Origin of the sequence: Actinomadura sp. NPDC000600 (assembly GCF_040492135.1) — a bacterium.
Lineage (GTDB): Bacteria > Actinomycetota > Actinomycetes > Streptosporangiales > Streptosporangiaceae > Spirillospora.
The window spans coordinates 61,292-77,307 of record NZ_JBEUPD010000035.1 but is presented as its reverse complement, the minus strand read 5'-3'; the positions used below and the strand labels follow the sequence as shown (position 1 = coordinate 77,307).

Annotated in this window: 14 protein-coding genes; 9 read left to right on the top strand and 5 right to left on the bottom strand. The window is 72.6% G+C overall.

Features of this window, described 5'->3' with window-relative positions:
- The first annotated feature begins 79 nt into the window (after positions 1–79).
- Positions 80–955, top strand: coding sequence for a hypothetical protein (locus ABWI07_RS35460; RefSeq protein ID WP_353821248.1), 876 nt, complete (start codon positions 80–82; stop codon positions 953–955).
- A gap of 58 nt (positions 956–1,013) precedes the next feature.
- Here ABWI07_RS35460 and ABWI07_RS35455 read toward each other — a convergent pair whose 3' ends face one another.
- Together ABWI07_RS35455 and ABWI07_RS35450 are read right to left on the bottom strand one after the other, a co-directional pair.
- On the bottom strand, positions 1,014–1,247 hold the full coding sequence (locus ABWI07_RS35455; RefSeq protein ID WP_149264124.1) for a DUF397 domain-containing protein: 234 nt from the start codon (positions 1,245–1,247) through the stop codon (positions 1,014–1,016).
- 122 nt (positions 1,248–1,369) lie between these two features.
- A complete protein-coding gene (locus ABWI07_RS35450) occupies positions 1,370–1,990 on the bottom strand; it encodes a TetR family transcriptional regulator (RefSeq protein WP_149264123.1) in 621 nt (206 codons plus the stop codon).
- A gap of 236 nt (positions 1,991–2,226) precedes the next feature.
- On the opposite strand from ABWI07_RS35450, the gene ABWI07_RS35445 reads away from it, so the two are divergent.
- The 3 genes from ABWI07_RS35445 to ABWI07_RS35435 are packed head-to-tail and all read left to right on the top strand — an operon-like array spanning position 2,227 to position 6,126.
- Positions 2,227–3,846 carry an AMP-binding protein gene (locus ABWI07_RS35445; RefSeq protein ID WP_353821247.1) on the top strand — a complete coding sequence of 540 codons (1,620 nt, stop codon included), beginning with the start codon at positions 2,227–2,229 and terminating at the stop codon, positions 3,844–3,846.
- Positions 3,847–4,953, top strand: a complete 1,107-nt coding sequence (locus ABWI07_RS35440; RefSeq protein WP_353821246.1) for an acyl-CoA dehydrogenase family protein — start codon at positions 3,847–3,849, stop codon at positions 4,951–4,953.
- Positions 4,954–6,126, top strand: a complete 1,173-nt coding sequence (locus tag ABWI07_RS35435; protein ID WP_353821245.1) for an acyl-CoA dehydrogenase family protein — start codon at positions 4,954–4,956, stop codon at positions 6,124–6,126.
- Between the two features lie 60 nt (positions 6,127–6,186).
- Here ABWI07_RS35435 and gad read toward each other — a convergent pair whose 3' ends face one another.
- A complete protein-coding gene (gene gad / locus ABWI07_RS35430) occupies positions 6,187–7,626 on the bottom strand; it encodes a glutamate decarboxylase (RefSeq protein ID WP_353821244.1) in 1,440 nt (479 codons plus the stop codon).
- Positions 7,627–7,893: 267 nt separating this feature from the next.
- Positions 7,894–8,586, bottom strand: a complete 693-nt coding sequence (locus ABWI07_RS35425; RefSeq protein WP_149264118.1) for a TetR family transcriptional regulator — start codon at positions 8,584–8,586, stop codon at positions 7,894–7,896.
- 141 nt (positions 8,587–8,727) lie between these two features.
- Between ABWI07_RS35425 and ABWI07_RS35420 the strand changes: the two genes are divergently transcribed.
- Positions 8,728–10,347 (top strand): MFS transporter, encoded by a 1,620-nt coding sequence (locus tag ABWI07_RS35420; RefSeq protein ID WP_149264211.1) that lies wholly within the window; start codon positions 8,728–8,730, stop codon positions 10,345–10,347.
- 24 nt (positions 10,348–10,371) lie between these two features.
- Positions 10,372–11,043: a rhomboid-like protein gene (locus ABWI07_RS35415; RefSeq protein ID WP_353821258.1), complete on the top strand. Its 672-nt coding sequence runs from the start codon at positions 10,372–10,374 to the stop codon at positions 11,041–11,043.
- 6 nt (positions 11,044–11,049) lie between these two features.
- On the opposite strand, the gene ABWI07_RS35410 is transcribed toward ABWI07_RS35415, so the two are convergent.
- Positions 11,050–12,318, bottom strand: coding sequence for an RNA polymerase sigma factor (locus ABWI07_RS35410; RefSeq protein ID WP_353821243.1), 1,269 nt, complete (start codon positions 12,316–12,318; stop codon positions 11,050–11,052).
- Positions 12,319–12,572: 254 nt separating this feature from the next.
- On the opposite strand from ABWI07_RS35410, the gene egtA reads away from it, so the two are divergent.
- Genes egtA through egtC form a run of 3 tightly spaced genes read left to right on the top strand, consistent with a single transcriptional unit; the run spans position 12,573 to position 16,012 of the window.
- Positions 12,573–13,922, top strand: a complete 1,350-nt coding sequence (gene egtA / locus ABWI07_RS35405) for an ergothioneine biosynthesis glutamate--cysteine ligase EgtA (protein WP_502912883.1) — start codon at positions 12,573–12,575, stop codon at positions 13,920–13,922.
- A complete protein-coding gene (gene egtB, locus ABWI07_RS35400) occupies positions 13,919–15,277 on the top strand; it encodes an ergothioneine biosynthesis protein EgtB (protein WP_149264114.1) in 1,359 nt (452 codons plus the stop codon). Before egtA ends, egtB begins: the two co-directional genes overlap by 4 nt.
- Positions 15,278–16,012 (top strand): ergothioneine biosynthesis protein EgtC, encoded by a 735-nt coding sequence (gene egtC / locus ABWI07_RS35395; protein WP_149264113.1) that lies wholly within the window; start codon positions 15,278–15,280, stop codon positions 16,010–16,012.
- The last annotated feature ends 4 nt before the right edge of the window (positions 16,013–16,016 follow it).

Here is a 16,016-nt window from a genome sequence, read left to right as displayed (position 1 = left end):
TGGAACGTGATGCAGATCATATTTACAGTAATTAGATAGTCACGGTATCTAACGGTGGCGGTCAAGTAACTTCTCGTGCATGGTCACTGCCAAACACGAAGGGCCCATCCAGATCATCCGGGACAACCCGGAAGTCGTGGCCCAATTACTCCAAACCGCGTTCCATATCGAACTCTCGAAGGACCTGGTCATCAGGGCGGCCTCGGAGGAGTTCACCAATATCGCTCCGACCGCCTACCGGGCCGACAGCGTGATCGAGATCTGTGAAGGCGACTCCGGTCGCCCGAGCATGGCCGTCGTCGTAGAGGTCCAGCAGCGCCAGGATCCGGCGAAGCGTCGCTCGTGGCCCGTCTACCTCACCACCCTCAAGGCCAGGACGCGCTGCCCGTGCTACCTGCTCGTCATCTGCCCCGAAAGCCCGGTGGCCGACTGGGCCCGCGAGCCGATCAAGATCGGCCATCCGGGCTTCGACCTCCGGCCGCTCGTGGTCGGTCCCGGCGTCGGCCCACTCGTCACCAGCACCGAGCAGGCGGCGCAGGCCCCCGAGATGGCGATCGTGGGCACCCTGGCCAACGTCACCGCTCCCGACCAGACGGCAATGGAGATCACTCATGCCGCCCTCGTCACCATCGAGAACGCGGGCCACGAGAACGCCGACCTATACACTGACCTTGTGCTCAACGCGCTGCCGAAGGCCGCGCGTCGCATCCTGGAGGAACTTGTGAACACTGGCATCGTCGAATACGAGTTCAAGAGCGACCTGTTCCTGCGCTCCCAGGCCAAGGGCGAGGTCAAGGGCGAGGCGAAATCGGTTCTGAAGGTCCTCGACGCACGGGGGCTGTCGGTGTCGGACGAGGTCCGGGAGCAGATCCTGGCCTGTACTGACCAGGAGCAGTTGGACCAGTGGCTGGTTCGCGCCGCCACGGCTGAGAGCGTCGACGACCTGCTCGGCTGAGGCGGCTTCGCGATCGACGAGAACGCCCCCCGGTGGTCGCCGGGGGGCGTTTTCTTGTTCAGGAGGCTTCGGTGGGGTCTTCCAGGAGGTCGTCGAACTCGCCGTCCTTGACGCCGGCGATGAAGGCGTCCCACTCGGCCTCGGTGAAGTAGAGGATCGGGCCCTCGGGGTTCTTGGCGTCGCGCATGACGACGGCCCGCTCACCGAAGTCCTTGTGCTGGACGGGGACGTCCTTGCCATCGATGAACTCGATGATGACCCCGTCGCTGAGGATCGGTTCCTGCTCGGTCACTGGCACCCCTTGCTCGTCCTGGGTCCTGTCGGATCCAAGGCTAATGGGGAAGGCATGGGCGCCACGTGGGAATGCGTTGGGGAGGTGACTCTCCGTTCGCGTCCGGCTCGGGGCGGGCACGGTCAGTCGATGAGGAGGCGGGAGGCGGTGATCTCCAGGCGGGCCTGGATCTCCTCGGCGGTGGCGTTGCCGCGCAGCATCTCGATCATCTCCATGGTCCAGATGCCGGACAGGGCGCGGGCCGCGAGGCGGCGGGGGTCCTCGGCGGGGATGTCCTCCGGCGGGCCGGACGCGGCGCGCAGCAGCAGCTCGCTCATGCGGTCGCCGAAGTCGGTCTTGACGTCGGACAGCAGGAGGGAGCGGATCAGCGCCTCGGCCAGCTCCGGCTCGCGCATCAGGCCGCGGGTGGCGCGCATCAGCACCTCGACGGCGCGGTCCGGGGCGGCGCCCGCGCGGGGCGGGCGGCGCTCGATGCTGCCTTCGAGGAGGTCGATCTCCTCGCTGACGACGGCGACGACCAGGTCCATCTTGGACGGGAAGTAGCGGTAGAGGGTGCCGAGGGCGACGCCGGCGCGCTCGGAGACGGTGCGCATCTGCATCGCCTCGATGCCGCCGCGCGAGGCGAGCGCCGCGGCCGCCTGGACGATACGCTTGCGCCGCTGGTGCTGGCTGCGGGAGCGCACGCCCTGGCCGCCCGGCTGACCCCGGGTCTGGTCCCCGGCCACTGTCGGCTCTGCGGTCACGGTCGCCTTCCCTTCTGTGCGGGCTCGGCCGCCCGACGGTCCCCCCAAGCGTACCGCTCTTGCGAGAACCTGTTATCTGATCAGCCCATCGCGATCTCGTCTCGGCCGCCCATACCCGGCCGGTCGCCCATGACACCCAGGGGAACCGGGTTGCGGACGAGGGAGATCGGCCCTCTGGACACTTAGTAGAATCTGTTCTACTTTTTCGCCGTGGGACGGACCAGGGAGGTGGGCCGGTGAGCGTCGCGGCGCTGCTGGAGGCGCGGGCGGACGACGACCGCCCCGGGCTGCGCTCCGCCGACGACGGCCGTACCTGGACGTGGCGGGAGGTCGTCGAGGAGTGCGCGTCCCGCGCCGCCTGGCTGAGCGGCCAGGCGCGTCCCGAACGTCCGGTCCATGTCGGGGTGCTCCTCGACAACCATCCCGAGGTGGTGTTCCTCCTCGGCGGCGCGGCGCTGTCCGGCGCGGTGGTGGTGGCGCTGAACCCGACGCGGAGCGCCGCCGAACTAGAGGGCGACGCCGAGCGCGCCGACTGCGACCTCGTCGTCAGCCAGCCCCGGTACGCCGAGAAGGCCGCCGCGCTCGGGCTCCCCGTCGTGGCCGTGGACGCTCTCGCCGAACTGGTCGCGCCGTTCGAGGGCTCCCCGCCGCCCGACGCGTCGGAGATCGGGCCCGGCACACTGCTCATGCTGATCTTCACCTCCGGGACGTCGGGGCGCCCGCGCGCCGTCCGCGTCACCCACCGGAAGGTGGTCGTTCCGGGCGAGATGCTCGCCGAGCGCATGCTGTCCCCGGAGTCGGTCGTCTACTGCCCGATGCCGCTGTTCCACTCGGGCGCGGTCATGGCGGCGTACGCGCCCGCGCTGGCCGCAGGCGCCGAACTGGTGCTGCGCGCCCGGTTCTCGGCGTCGGCCGTCCTGCCGGACGTGCGCGCCCGCGGCTGCACCTACCTGCACTACGTCGGCAAGGCCCTCTCGTACGTGCTGGCCACGCCCGCCAAGGACGACGACGCCGACAATCCGGTGCAATTCGCCTTCGGGAACGAGGCGGCGCCGGTGGAGCAGAAGGCCTTCGGTGAGCGATTCGGGTGTTTCGTCATCGACGGCTACGGCTCGACGGAGACGGCGATCGCGCTGTCGCCCGACCCGCTCGGCCCGCAGGGCGCGCTCGGGAAGCTGGCCGAAGGCGTCGCGATCCTCGACCCGGCGACCGGGCGGCCGTGCCCGGCAGGGGTGTTCGACGAGGCCGGACGCCTGCTGAACGGCGACGAGGCCGTGGGGGAGCTGGTCAACACCGGCGACCTCGGCCTGTTCGACGGGTACTACAAGGACGCCCCCGACCGGCTCCGCGACGGCATGTTCTGGAGCGGCGACCTCGCCTACGCCGACGCGGACGGCTACGTTTTCTTCGCCGGGCGCACCGGCGACCGGCTCCGCGTGGACGGCGAGAACTTCGGCGCCGTCCAGGTGGAGCGCGTCCTGGCGGAGCTGCCCGGCGTCCGGCAGCTGGCGGTGTACGGGGTACCGGACGCGGCGTCCGGCGACCAGGTGATGCTCGCCGTCGCCGCCGACGCCTTCGACCCCGGCGCGTTCGCGGACTACGTGCGCGGGCGCGCCGACCTGAGCCCGAAATGGATCCCGCGCTACGTCCGGGTGGCGCGGGAGCTGCCCGCGACCGCGTCCAACAAGATCCTCAAGCGCCGGCTGGCCCGGGACGCCTGGCGCACCGACGACCCGGTGTGGTGGCGGCCCGGCCGCGACCTCGACTACCGCCCGCTGACCGCGCCGGACGCGGCGGCGCTGCGGGCCGAGTTCGAGCGCCGCGGCCGGCTGCACCTGCTGGAAGGGAGCGGATGAGTGGACTTCAACCTCGACGAGACCCAGCAAGAGATCAAGGGCCTCGCGGCGGACGTGCTCGCGCGGGAGGCCGCGCAGGAGCGGCTGGAGGCGTTCGAGAAGAGCGGCGCGCCCTATGACGACGTGACGTGGAAGGCGCTCGCGCAGGCGGGGCTGCTCGGCATCGTCCTGCCCGAGGACGCCGGCGGCGCCGGGCTGGGGCAGGTCGAGCTGGCGGTCGTCCTGCGGGAGGTCGGCGCTCGCGTGGCGCCCGTCCCGGCGTACGCCTCGCTCGCGCTGGCGGCCGTCCCGATCGGGGCGCACGGCACGGCGGAACAGCGCGCCCTGCTCGCCCCGCTCACCGAGGGCGCGGCGGTGCTGACGGGCGCGTACCGCGAGGTCGGCCCGGTCGGAGAGGTCGCCACGACGGCCCGCGAGGACGGCGGCGGCTACGTGCTCGACGGAGTGAAGACGTTCGTCCCGTACGCGCGGGAGGCGTCCCTCATCCTGGTCCCGGCCCGCGTCGAGGGCGGCGGCATCGGGGTGTTCCTCGTGGAGCCCGCCGCCGTGTCGATCACCGAGCAGCCGTCGGCCACGAGCGAGCCGCTGTCGCGGATCGCCCTGGACGGGGTCCGGGTCGGCGCGGACGCCCTGCTCGGCGGGACGGCGGACGGCGCCGCCTGGGACACCCTGCGCCGCTCGGCCGTCGCGGGCGCGGTCGCCGTCGCGTCCGGCGTCATCGACGGCGCGCTGGAGCTGACCAAGGAGTACACCAGGACGCGCGAGCAGTTCGGCCGGGCGCTCGCGCAGTTCCAGGCGGTCACGATGCAGATCGCGGACGTCTACATCGCCAAGCGCGCGCTGGACGTGGCCGTCTGGGCGGGCGTGTGGCGCCTCGCGCAGGGTGCGGACGACGCCGAGGAGGTCCTCACCATCGCGGCCTTCAACGCGTGCGACCCCGTGGTGAAGGCGCTCTACACCTGCCAGCACCTGCACGGCGGCATCGGCCTGGACATCACCTATCCGCTGCACCGGTACTTCGCCTGGGGCAAGCACTGCGGGCATCTGCTCGGCGGCGGCGAGGACCGGCTCGACGCGCTCGGCGCCCTCATCGCTCAGGAGGCCTGAATGTTCATCGACCTGACCGACGAGCAGAAGCGGCTGCGCGCCGAGCTGCGGAAGTACTTCGAGAACTGCCTGACGCCGGAGCAGCGCGCCGCCATCCGCGCCGACCCGTTCGGCCCGCCCTACCTGGAGCACTGCCGGCGCCTCGGCCGCGACGGCATGCTCGGCGTCGCGCTCCCGAAGGAGTACGGCGGCCGGGGCTACGGGCCGGTCGAGCAGACGATCTTCGCCACCGAGATCGCCCGTGCCGAGGTCACCTACCCGCTGATCACGCTGAACTCGGTGGCGCCGACGATCCTGCAGTACGGGTCGGACGCGCACAAGGAGTACTTCATCCCGCGCATCCTCGCGGGCGAGTGCCACTTCGCGATCGGCTACAGCGAGCCGGGCGCCGGCACCGACCTCGCCGCGCTGCGCACCACCGCCGTCCGGGACGGCGACCACTACGTCGTCAACGGCCAGAAGATCTTCACCTCCGGCGCCCACCACGCCGACTACGTGTGGCTCGCGGCCCGCACCGACCCGGAGGCCAAGAAGCACAAGGGCATCTCGATGCTCATCGTGGACTGCGAGGACCCCGGCTTCTCCTGGACGCCGATCATCACGATGGACGGCGCGCACCACACGAACTCGACGTACTTCCAGGACGTCCGCGTCCCGGCCGACATGCTGATCGGCGAGGAGAACAAGGGCTGGGACCTCATCGTCAACCAGCTCAACCACGAGCGGGTCACGCTCGGACCGGCCGGGAACATCGGGCACGTCCACGTCCGGTTCGCGCGCTGGGCCCGCACGACCCCCGGACGCGACGGCCGCCCGCTGATCGAGGAGCCCGCCGTGCGGCGCGCGGTCGCGCAGGTCTACGCGTACCTGCGCGCCAACGAGCTCCTCAACTGGCAGGTCGCGGCGAACCAGGACCTCGGCTGGCTCGGCGCGGGCGACGCGTCCGCCACCAAGATCTACTCCTCGGAGCGGATGATGGAGGTCGGCCGGATCGTCGGGGACGTCCTCGCCCGCTACGGAGACCCGGGCGACCCGGAGACGGCGGACTTCACGGCGTCCGTCGACCGGCTCGCGAAGGGCGCGCTCGTGCTGACCTTCGGCGGCGGCGTCAACGAGATCCAGCGCGAGCTGATCGCGATGATCGGTCTCGGCCTGCCCCGGGCGCCCCGCTGATGCCGCGCCAGGGAGTCAGCTGGGTCTGACGGCAGTTCGGCCGCCTGCCCCGGCCGTCCGTCAGACCCTCCTGGCCCGGACCTTCTTGGGCTCGGCGCCGTGCGCGAAGCCGCCGGCCTGCTGCGGGTCGCGGTGCGGCTGCTTCTGGGAGCGGAGCCGGAGCGTGGTGCGGCGGAGGTCCTCGAGGAACAGGTCGGCGAGGTCGTGCCCGAACCCGTTGCGCACCACGACGCGCAGGACGTCGAGGTCGGTGCGGTTCTCGGGGAAGCTGTAGGCGGGCACGAGCCAGCCGGACTCCCGCAGCGCGGCGGAGACGTCGTAGACGGTGAAGCCGTCGAAGTCGTCCCTCACCCGGAACGCGAAGACCGGCAGGTCGCCGCCGCCGGTGAGCGTGTAGTACGGGTAGGTTCCGTCGATCTCGGTGGCCAGCCGGGTGGCGACGTCCCGGCACGTCTGCTGGACGCGGCGGTACCCGTCGAAGCCGAGCCGCAGGAAGTTGTAGTACTGGGCGACGACCTGCGCGCCGGGACGCGAGAAGTTCAGCGCGAACGTCGGCATGTCGCCGCCGAGGTAGTTGACGTGGAAGACGAGGTCGTCCGGCAAAGCCTCCTCGTCCCGCCACAGCGCCCAGCCCACGCCGGGCATGACCAGCCCGTACTTGTGGCCGGAGGTGTTGATGGAGGCGACCCGGGGCAGCCGGAAGTCCCAGAGCAGGTCCGGGTCGAGGAACGGCGCGATCATCGCGCCGGACGCGCCGTCCACGTGGATCGGGACGTCCGGCCCGCCGCGCGCCTGCAGGTCGTCGAGCGCCGACGCGATGTCGGCGACGGGCTCGTAGCTCCCGTCGAACGTGGACCCGAGGACGGCGACGACGCCGATCGTGTTCTCGTCGCACAGCTCCACGGCCTCGGACGCGCCGAGGTGGTAGCGGTCGCCCTCCATCGGCACGTACCGGGGCTCGACCTCGAAGTAGTTCGCGAACTTCTCCCAGCAGATCTGCACGTTGACGCCCATGACGAGGTTGGGCCGGTCGGCCGGCTCGCCCGCGGCCCGCCGCCGCCGCTGCCAGCGGCGCTTGAGCGCGAGCCCGCCGAGCATCGCGGCCTCGCTCGACCCGGTGGTGGAGCAGCCCACCGCCTTGTGCGGGTGCTCGGCGCGCCAGAGCTGGGCGAGCATCCGCACGCACCGCATCTCCAGTTCCGCGGTGCGCGGGTACTCGTCCTTGTCGATCATGTTCTTCTCGGCGCACTCGGCCATCAGCACCCGCGCCTCCGGCTCGGCCCACGTGGACACGAACGTCGCCAGGTTCAGGCGGGCGTTGCCGTCCAGCATCAGCTCGTCGTGGACCACCTGGTAGGCGGTGGACGGCTCCATCTCCCGCGCGGGCAGCCGGTACCGCGGGATCGTCATCGGCTCCCGGCTGAAGATGGGGTTGACCTCCAGGTCGCGGCCGCCGCGCCCGGGGCGGAGCGGGTCCTTCGGAGCCCTGTCGCCCTCCATGTCGCCCTCCTCCTCCGTGCGGGGACGGGCCGTCCCCCGGTTCGCACGGAAGTACCCCCGGCACCGCCCCGCACACCCGGCGCGACCGCGTCCTCGCAGGTCGGCAAGGGGATCCCATGGGATCCCACGGCGCAGGAGGGACCGGACGCCATCCGCGAAGGCCGGCCGCCGGGTGGGAGGATCAGATGCCGTCGGGCACGCGGCAGTGCCGCCCGGCCCGGACGGGCAGACGCCGTCCGGGGCGGTTCCGTCGCCGGGGCGAGCGGGTCAGTCGCCGTCCGGACCGGTTCGGTCGGCGGGCGGGACGGGGTCGTTCAGGCCGCCTTCGAGGATGGCGAAGGCCTGGTCGACGGTCTCCGACAGCGTGGTGAACGTCCCGCCGAGGCGGCTGACGGCGTCGGCGGAGGCCTGGAAGGCGCAGGTGGTGGCGGCGGCGACGACGTGCGGGCGCAGATCCGTGGCGGGATCGAGGCCCATCCGCTCGGCGATGACCTCGGTGAGCAGCGCCTGCTTGCGCTGTGCGTGCTCCAGGCTGCCGGCCATGAGCGTCGGGCTGTCGCTCATCATCGTCAGCATGCACTCGAAGCGGCCCGGCTCGAACCCGAGCTCGCCGGCCTCGCAGGCGCGCGCGATCTCCACCACGGTGTGCCGCAGCGCGGTCATGATCGGCTCGTCCGGCGGGCGTTCGCCGAGCGCGGCCAGGACGGCGCGGGTCTGCTCCTCCTGGAAGGTGAGGGCGACGTCCTCCTTCGAGGCGAAGTAGCGGAAGAACGTGCGGGACGAGACGTCGACGGCGTCGGCGATCTCCTCGACGGTGGTGGCGTCGAACCCCTTCTCGGCGAAGAGGGTGAACGCCGCGTCGACGAGCGCCTCTCGGGTGCGCTGCTTCTTGCGTTCGCGCCTGCCCGGGGGCTGGGAACCGGGGCCGGGTGTGCCGGTCTCGGGGGCGGTCGCGGTCATGCGCGCATTGTAATCGCCCGGCGATCCCCCGTCGACCGTTGCCTGTCGTGATGTGAAACATGTCGTGTCGAGACCAAGGGCAGTTGACGACAAGTGTCATGCCATGACAATTTTGGAACCCTGCCAAGCCGGAGGTCGATGATGACTCAATCCCAGGGCGCCGAGATCCTCGAACCGGGCGCCGTCCCCATAACGCCGCGCGACCAGGCGCGCGGCCGTCCCGCGAGAGCGGGCCACGGCCATCCCTGGCTCACCCTCGTCGCGGTCGCGCTGGGCGTGATGATGGTCGGGCTGGACGCGACCGTCGTGTCCATCGCCAACCCCGCGATCGCCAAGGACCTCGGCGCGAGCCTGTCCGGCCTGCAGTGGGTCACCAACGCCTACCTGCTGGCGCTCGCCGTCACGCTGATCCCCGCCGGGAAGATCGCCGACCGGTTCGGCCGCAAGCGCACGTTCCTGGCGGGCGTCATCGGGTTCGCCGTGTCGTCGCTGCTGATCGGGCTCTCGGGCGGGCTCGGCATGGTGATCTTCTGGCGGGTCGTGCAGGGCTTCGCCGGAGCGCTCCTGCAGCCCGCGAGCCTCGCCATCCTGCGCAACACGTTCCCGGCCGAACGGCTCAACGCCGCGATCGGCATCTGGGGGTCCACGGTCGGCATCTCCATCGCGGGCGGCCCGATCGTCGCGGGCCTGCTGGTGGAGAACGTCAACTGGGAGTCGGTGTTCTTCCTGAACGCCCCGCTCGGGCTGGTCGCGCTGCTCGTCGGCCTGTGGGTGATCCGCGAGTCGCGGGACGAGGAGGCCGCCGGCTCGTTCGACCTGCCGGGTGTCGCGATGCTCAGCGGCGCCCTGTTCGCCCTGGTCTGGGGGCTCATCAAGGCCGGCGAGAACGGGTTCGGCGACGCGGTGCCGCTCGTGTCGTTCGCCGCGTCCGTCGTGCTGTTCGCCGCGTTCGTCTGGAACGAGCTGAGGGTCGAGCGCCCGCTGCTGCCCCTCGGGCTGTTCCGGTCGGTGTCGCTGTCGGCGGCGACCGGCCTCATCGTCCTCGGCTTCTTCGGGATGTTCGGGACGATCTTCTTCATCACCCTGTACCTGCAGCAGGTGCACGGCATGAGCCCGGTGGACGCGGGCGTGCGGATGCTGCCGATGACCGGCGTGTTCATCGTCGCGTCCCCGGTGGCGGGCGCGCTGACCAGCCGGTTCGGGCCGCGGGTGCCCCTCGTCCTCGGGATGGCGTTCACCGCGGCCGCGATGTTCGGCCTGTCGCGCATCGGGGTGGACGCCCCGTACGTGCAGCTGTGGCCGTGGTTCGTGCTGGTCGGCCTGGCGTTCGGGATGGTCATCGTGGCCGGGACCGAGGCCATCGTCGGCAACGCGCCCGCCCACCTCGCGGGCGTCGCGGGCGGACTCCAGCAGACCGCCGCGCAGGTCGGCGGCGTCCTCGGCACGTCGGTGCTGGGTGTGCTGCTCTCGACCAGGGTGGGGGACGTGCTGTTCGGGCGGCTCACCGACGCGGGCCTGCCCGGAGCGGCGGCGCGCCAGCTGGAAGGGCAGGGCGGGCTCGTGTCCCAGGGCGTGGCGCCCGTGCCGCCCGGCACGTCGAAGGAGGCGGCGGACGCCATCACGACCGGGAGCCACCTCGCGTTCATGGACGGCTTCCAGACGTCCCTGACCGTGGCGGGCGCCGTCGCGCTCGCCGCGATCGTCGCCGCGCTCCTGGTGCGGCGCGGCGCCTCTCCGGTCGAAGGCGCCGTGGCGGCGTAGGTCCCGGATTAGGCTGCCGGTGTGATGGGTTTCGCGAGGCTCGGCCGGATCCTCAGGTCCTATCCGATGCCTGTGACGTTCCTCGGGCTGTTCGCGGCCGTGTGGATGGTGCAGGCCCTGGTCCTGCCGCCGGGCGCGCGGCAGGCGGTGATCGCCTGGGCGAGCACCAACCTGGCCAACCTCGCGGTCAACCCGGTCGGGACGCTGGTCGCCTCGGCGTTCGTCGCCGAGGGGGCGCAGGGCGTGCTGCTCGTCGCGGTGGCGATCGGGCTGTTCCCCATCACCCGGCGGTTCGGGAACCTGCGGGCCGTCGCCCTCATCGCCGCCTCGCACGTGCTCGGCACGCTCATCAGCCAGGGCATCGCGCTGGTGCGGCTGGAGGCGGGCCTGCTCTCGGACTCCGTCCGCACGATCCCCGACGTCGGACCGTCCTACGTGCTGTGCGCGGCGCTCGTCGCGGCCTTCCTGTACGGGCACGGGCGCGTCCGCCGGCTGCTCGCGCTGGCCGGCTGGTGCGCGCTCGCGCCCGTGCTGCTGGACGGCCTGCTCACGCTGGAGGTCGCCGCCGTCGGCCACGTCGTGGCCATGCTCACCGGCGCACTCGTCGGTCGGCTGCTCCTCGTCCTGGAACGCCGCCACGAGCCCGCCGCGGCTCCGGCGCCCGCTTCCCCGGTCGCGGACGCCGCGCAGGCCTGACGCCCGTCAGTCCCCGCTCGGCTGCGGAGCCGGGTTGGAGGTGGGGTTCGGGCTCGGGGTGCCCGGGTCCGACGGCGGGTCGGACGGGGGGTCGGTCGGGGGCGTCGTCGGGTCGGTGGAGCCGTCGTCCGGCGGGGTCGTCGGGTCGGACGGCGAGTCCGGGGGAGTGGTCGGCGTCGAGTCGTCCGGAGGCGTGGACGGCTTCTCCGGCTTCGAGGGGGTCCCGGACGCCGGCGGCCTCTCGCGCGCGGGCTCCTTCGACGGAGAGGCCGCGGGTGGAGCCGGCGCCGCGCCGCCGCCCGGCGCGCCGCCCTGGGTGCCGCCCGCCTGCTGCGGCGGCGAGCCGTACGCGCTCGTCACCGGGTTCCCCGAGCCGTCGTCCGCGCGCTTCGTGCCGGACAGGCCGGGCGCCGGGTCCTGCGGGACGCCGCCGCTCGTCGTGGACGCCGGGTGGGTCTGCCCGCTGCTGGACGTCGGGACGAGCGAGGCGGCGCTGCCGCCCTTGGCCGTGGGCCAGGACACCAGCAGCCCGATGACGGCGGCGGCCGAGGCCGCGACGCCCGCGACCGCGCCGAGGCCCCGGGAGACGCGGCCCTTGGGGGTCGCGCCGGGCGACCCGTGCTTCGGGCGGTCCGCCCGCTCCGGACCGATGACGACGAGCGGGCTGGGCGCGATGACGCTGGGCAGCGGCCGGGTGGCCTCCTCCTCGCAGGCGGCGAGGACCTGCTCGCGCAGCCAGCCCGGCGCGTGCGCGGGGGCCCGCCGGGCGAGCAGCCGAGGCAGACGCCCCTTCTCGAACGCGGAGATGAGGTCCAACTGCGGCGCGGCGGTGCCGCGCATCAGGATGTCGAGGACGGCGCGCTCCAGCCGCGTCCGCGCCGCGTTGAGCAGCTGCATCACGGTGTCCGGCGCGATGCCGAGGACGCGGGCGATGTCGTGCGGTTCGAGCCACTCGCCCGCCCACAGCAGCAGCACCTCGCGGTGGTCGGAGCGCAGGCCCGCGGCGGCGCGCAGCAGCGGGTCGGGGTCGGCGAACAGCGGACCGCGGCCGCCGGCGGCGCCCACCTCGCCGGTGAAGGCGCCGCGCTCGGCGCACGCCGTGCGGGAGAGCGAGTAGAGCCAGAGGACGCTGTCGCCGCGCGGCGGCTGGTGCACGGCCGCGCTGAACGTGTCGCCCACGGCCGCCGCCGCGAGCTGGTCGCCCACGAGCGACCAGCAGTAGGCGTACAGGCGGTCGGCGTGCGCGTCATAGAGCGAGCCCAGGTCTCCGCCCATGTGAGCCCCCGTCTCCGTCCGGTTTCACTTCCGACAAAACGTGCATATCGCTGGCCAGGGGGACTCTAGCGCTTCCGGTCAACCCATGAGAAGCCGGAGATCGGACGTTACGTCGAATAGCACGGAAGGTAGCAGTGAGGGCTGCGGACAGTGACGTTCACGGAGATTTAAGAAAGTTCCTGAAAAAGCGCTGATTCCTGATCCGGTTCAGCAGGGAAGGATTCGAACTCGTTATCGAACTACGTGAGGAGTCAATGGTGACCCGGCTCACAGTGGACGACGTCTACCAGCACATTCGCGGCGTCTGCTTCAAGACGGGCCCGCCCGGGACGGTCGGCGCGGAGACCGAGTGGATCGTCGTCGACGCCGCCGACCCGGCCGCGCACGTGCCCGCCGAGCGGGTGCGCGCGCTCGTGGACGGGGCCGGGCCGCCGGCCGGCGGGAGCAAGGTCACCTACGAGCCGGGCGGGCAGCTCGAACTCAGCTCCGCCCCGTTCCAGGCCCTGGACGACCTGACCGCCGCGCTCGGTCGCGACATCGCGCACGTGCAGGATGCGATCGCGCCGGACGGGCTCGCGCTCGTCGGGCACGGCGTCGACCCGGTCCGCAGGCCCCGCTTCCAGGCCGACCATCCGCGCTACGCGTGCATGCGGGACTACTTCCGGGCGGGCGGCTTCCGCGACGCGGGCATGGCGATGATGTGCTCGACCGCGTCCGTCCAGGTGAACCTGGACATCGGCGCCGACGACCCGGACGCGTCCCGCCGCTGGCGGCTCGTGCACGCGCTCGGACCGGTGCTGGTCGCGGCGTTCGCCAACTCGCCGCTGCGGGCCGGCCGCCCTACCGGGATGCGCTCGTCCCGCCAGGCCATCTGGACCGAGCTCGACCCGTGCCGCACGCTGCCCGTGCTGCGGGACGGGGCGGACGGCGACCCGGCCGAGGCGTGGACGCGGTACGCGCTCGACGCCCAGGTCATGCTCGTCCACACACCGGACGGACGATGGGTGTCGGCGCCCGGGATGTCCTTCCGGGAGTGGCTGGACAAGGGGGAGCCGGGCGAAGAGGACCTCGCCTACCACCTGTCCACGCTGTTCCCGCCGGTGCGGCCGCGCGGCTGGCTGGAGCTGCGCATGATCGACGCGCTGCCCGGCCCGTACTGGCCGGTGCCCGTCGCCGTCGCCACCGCCCTGCTGGACGACCCGGCCGCCTCGCGCGCCGCCGAGGCCGCGGCCGAGCCGGTGGCGGACCGGTGGGCGTCGGCGGCCTGCCACGGCCTGGCGGACCCGGCCCTGGCCAGGGCCGCGCTGGCGTGCTTCGCGGCGGCGCTGGACGCGCTCCCGCGGCTCGGCGCGTCCGGGCTCGTGCCGCTGGTCGAGGAGTACGCCGACCGGTACGTCCTGCAAGGCCGCTGCCCCGCCGACGACGGTCCCGCCGACGGTCCCGCCGCCGGACGGCCTGCCGCCGACCGGCCCGACCACGACAGTCCTACCGCCGACCGCCTCACCGACGACCGGCGTGCCGACGACCGGCCTGTCGCCGCCAGTCCCGCCGTCGAGCATCCTGCCGCCGGCTCCCAGACACGTCCGATGGAGGATCCGACATGAGCGTCCCTGGCCCGTCCGCCGACGAGGCCGCCCTGAAGGAACTGATCGCAGACGAGCTCGGCGCGGTGCGCGACCGCAGCTTCGGGCTCACCACCGGAGTCCTCGCCGAGGACGAGCTCACCGCGCAGGTGTCGCCGCTGATGTCGCCGCTCGTGTGGGACCTCGCGCACGTCGGCAACTACGAGGAGCTGTGGCTGCTGCGCGCGGCCGCCGGGCAGGAGGCGATGCGCCCCGAGATCGACGACCTGTACGACGCGTTCGAGCATCCGCGGGCGGAGCGGCCGACGCTGCCGCTCCTGAGGCCGGAGGAGGCGCGGTCCTACATCGGCACGGTCCGCTCCAAGGTGCTGGACTCGCTGTCGTCGGTGCGCTTCGACACCCCGGACCCGCTGACATCGGGCGGGTTCGTGTACGGGATGGTCGTCCAGCACGAGCACATGCACGACGAGACCATGCTGGCCACTCACCAACTGCGCCGCGGTGCACCTGCCCTGCTCGACCCCAAGGCGGAGCCACTCCAGGTCCCCGCCGCCGGAGGGGCGCCGAGCGCAGACGAGGTGCTCATCGAGGCGGGCCCGTTCCAGATGGGCACGTCGGACGAACCATGGGCGTACGACAACGAGCGCCCCGCCCACCTCGTCGACCTGCCCGCGTACTACATCGACGTGGAGCCGGTCACCAACGCGGCCTACATCGCCTTCATCGAGGCCGGCGGATACGACGACCCGCGCTGGTGGGACCCGGCGGGATGGGAGTGGCGCAACAGCAGCGGCAAGCGCGCTCCCGCCTTCTGGGAGCGGGAGGGCGGGCAGTGGATGCGGCGCCGGTTCGGGAGGACCGAACCCGTCCCGCCCGGCGAACCCGTCCAGCACGTGTGCTGGTACGAGGCCGACGCCTACGCGCGGTGGGCCGGGAAGCGGCTGCCGACCGAGGCCGAGTGGGAGAAGGCCGCCCGCTGGGACCCCGCCGCAGGACGGTCCCGCCGCTACCCGTGGGGCGACGTCTACGAGGAGGGACGCGCCAACCTCGGGCAGCGCGCGCTCCGCCCGTCCGAGACCGGCTCCTACGCGGCCGGTGCGTCGGCGTACGGGGTGAGGCGCCTCCTAGGGGACGTGTGGGAGTGGACGTCGTCGGACTTCCACGGCTACCCCGGCTTCCGCTCGTTCCCCTACAAGGAGTACTCGGAGGTCTTCTTCGGACCCGACTACAAGGTGCTGAGGGGCGGCTCCTGGGCGACGCACCCGCTCGCCATACGCGGTTCGTTCCGCAACTGGGACTACCCCATCCGGCGGCAGATCTTCTCCGGGTTCCGGTGCGCCCGCTCGGCCGCCCCGTCGGCAGGGGAGGCGCGCTGAATGTGCCGCCATCTCGGCTACCTGGGCCCCGAGCGCACGCTGCACTCCCTCATCTACGAGGGGGAGCACTCCCTTGAGGTCCAGTCGTACGCGCCGCGCATGACGAACGGCGCCATCCTCAACGCCGACGGGTACGGCGTCGGCTGGTACCAGGACGGCGGGGCCGTCCGGTTCCGCCGCGCCCAGCCCATCTGGACCGACCAGTCGTTCCGCGAGGTCGCCGGGGCCGTCCGCGCGTCGTGCGCGGTCGCGGCGCTGCGGTCGGCGACCGTCGGGTTCCCGGTGGACGAGTCGTGCGCCCAGCCGTTCCGCGCCGGGCCGTGGCTGTTCAGCCACAACGGGAAGATCGAGGGCTACGGCGGCGTCGAGTCCAAGCTCCGGGAGCTGGCCGGGGACATCGCCGAGGTCCCCGACGCCCGCGCCCCGGTCGACTCGGCACCGCTGTTCGCCCTCGCCGTCCGGAACTGGCGGGAGGGCGCCCCGCTCGGCGAGGGCCTCGCCGCGGTCGTCACCGCGATCACGGCGCTGGCCCCCGGCCGCTACAACCTGCTCGCCTCGGACGGGACGTCCCTGGCCGCCACGACCTGGGGCGACTCGCTGTTCGTCCGCGAGGGCGGGGACGCGGTCCAGATCGCCTCCGAGCCGCTCGACGGCGACGCCGCGTGGCGCCGCGTCCCCGACCGCTCGCTCGTCACCGCCGATCTCGACACCGGCGTCCGCATCACCCGACTCTGAAGGA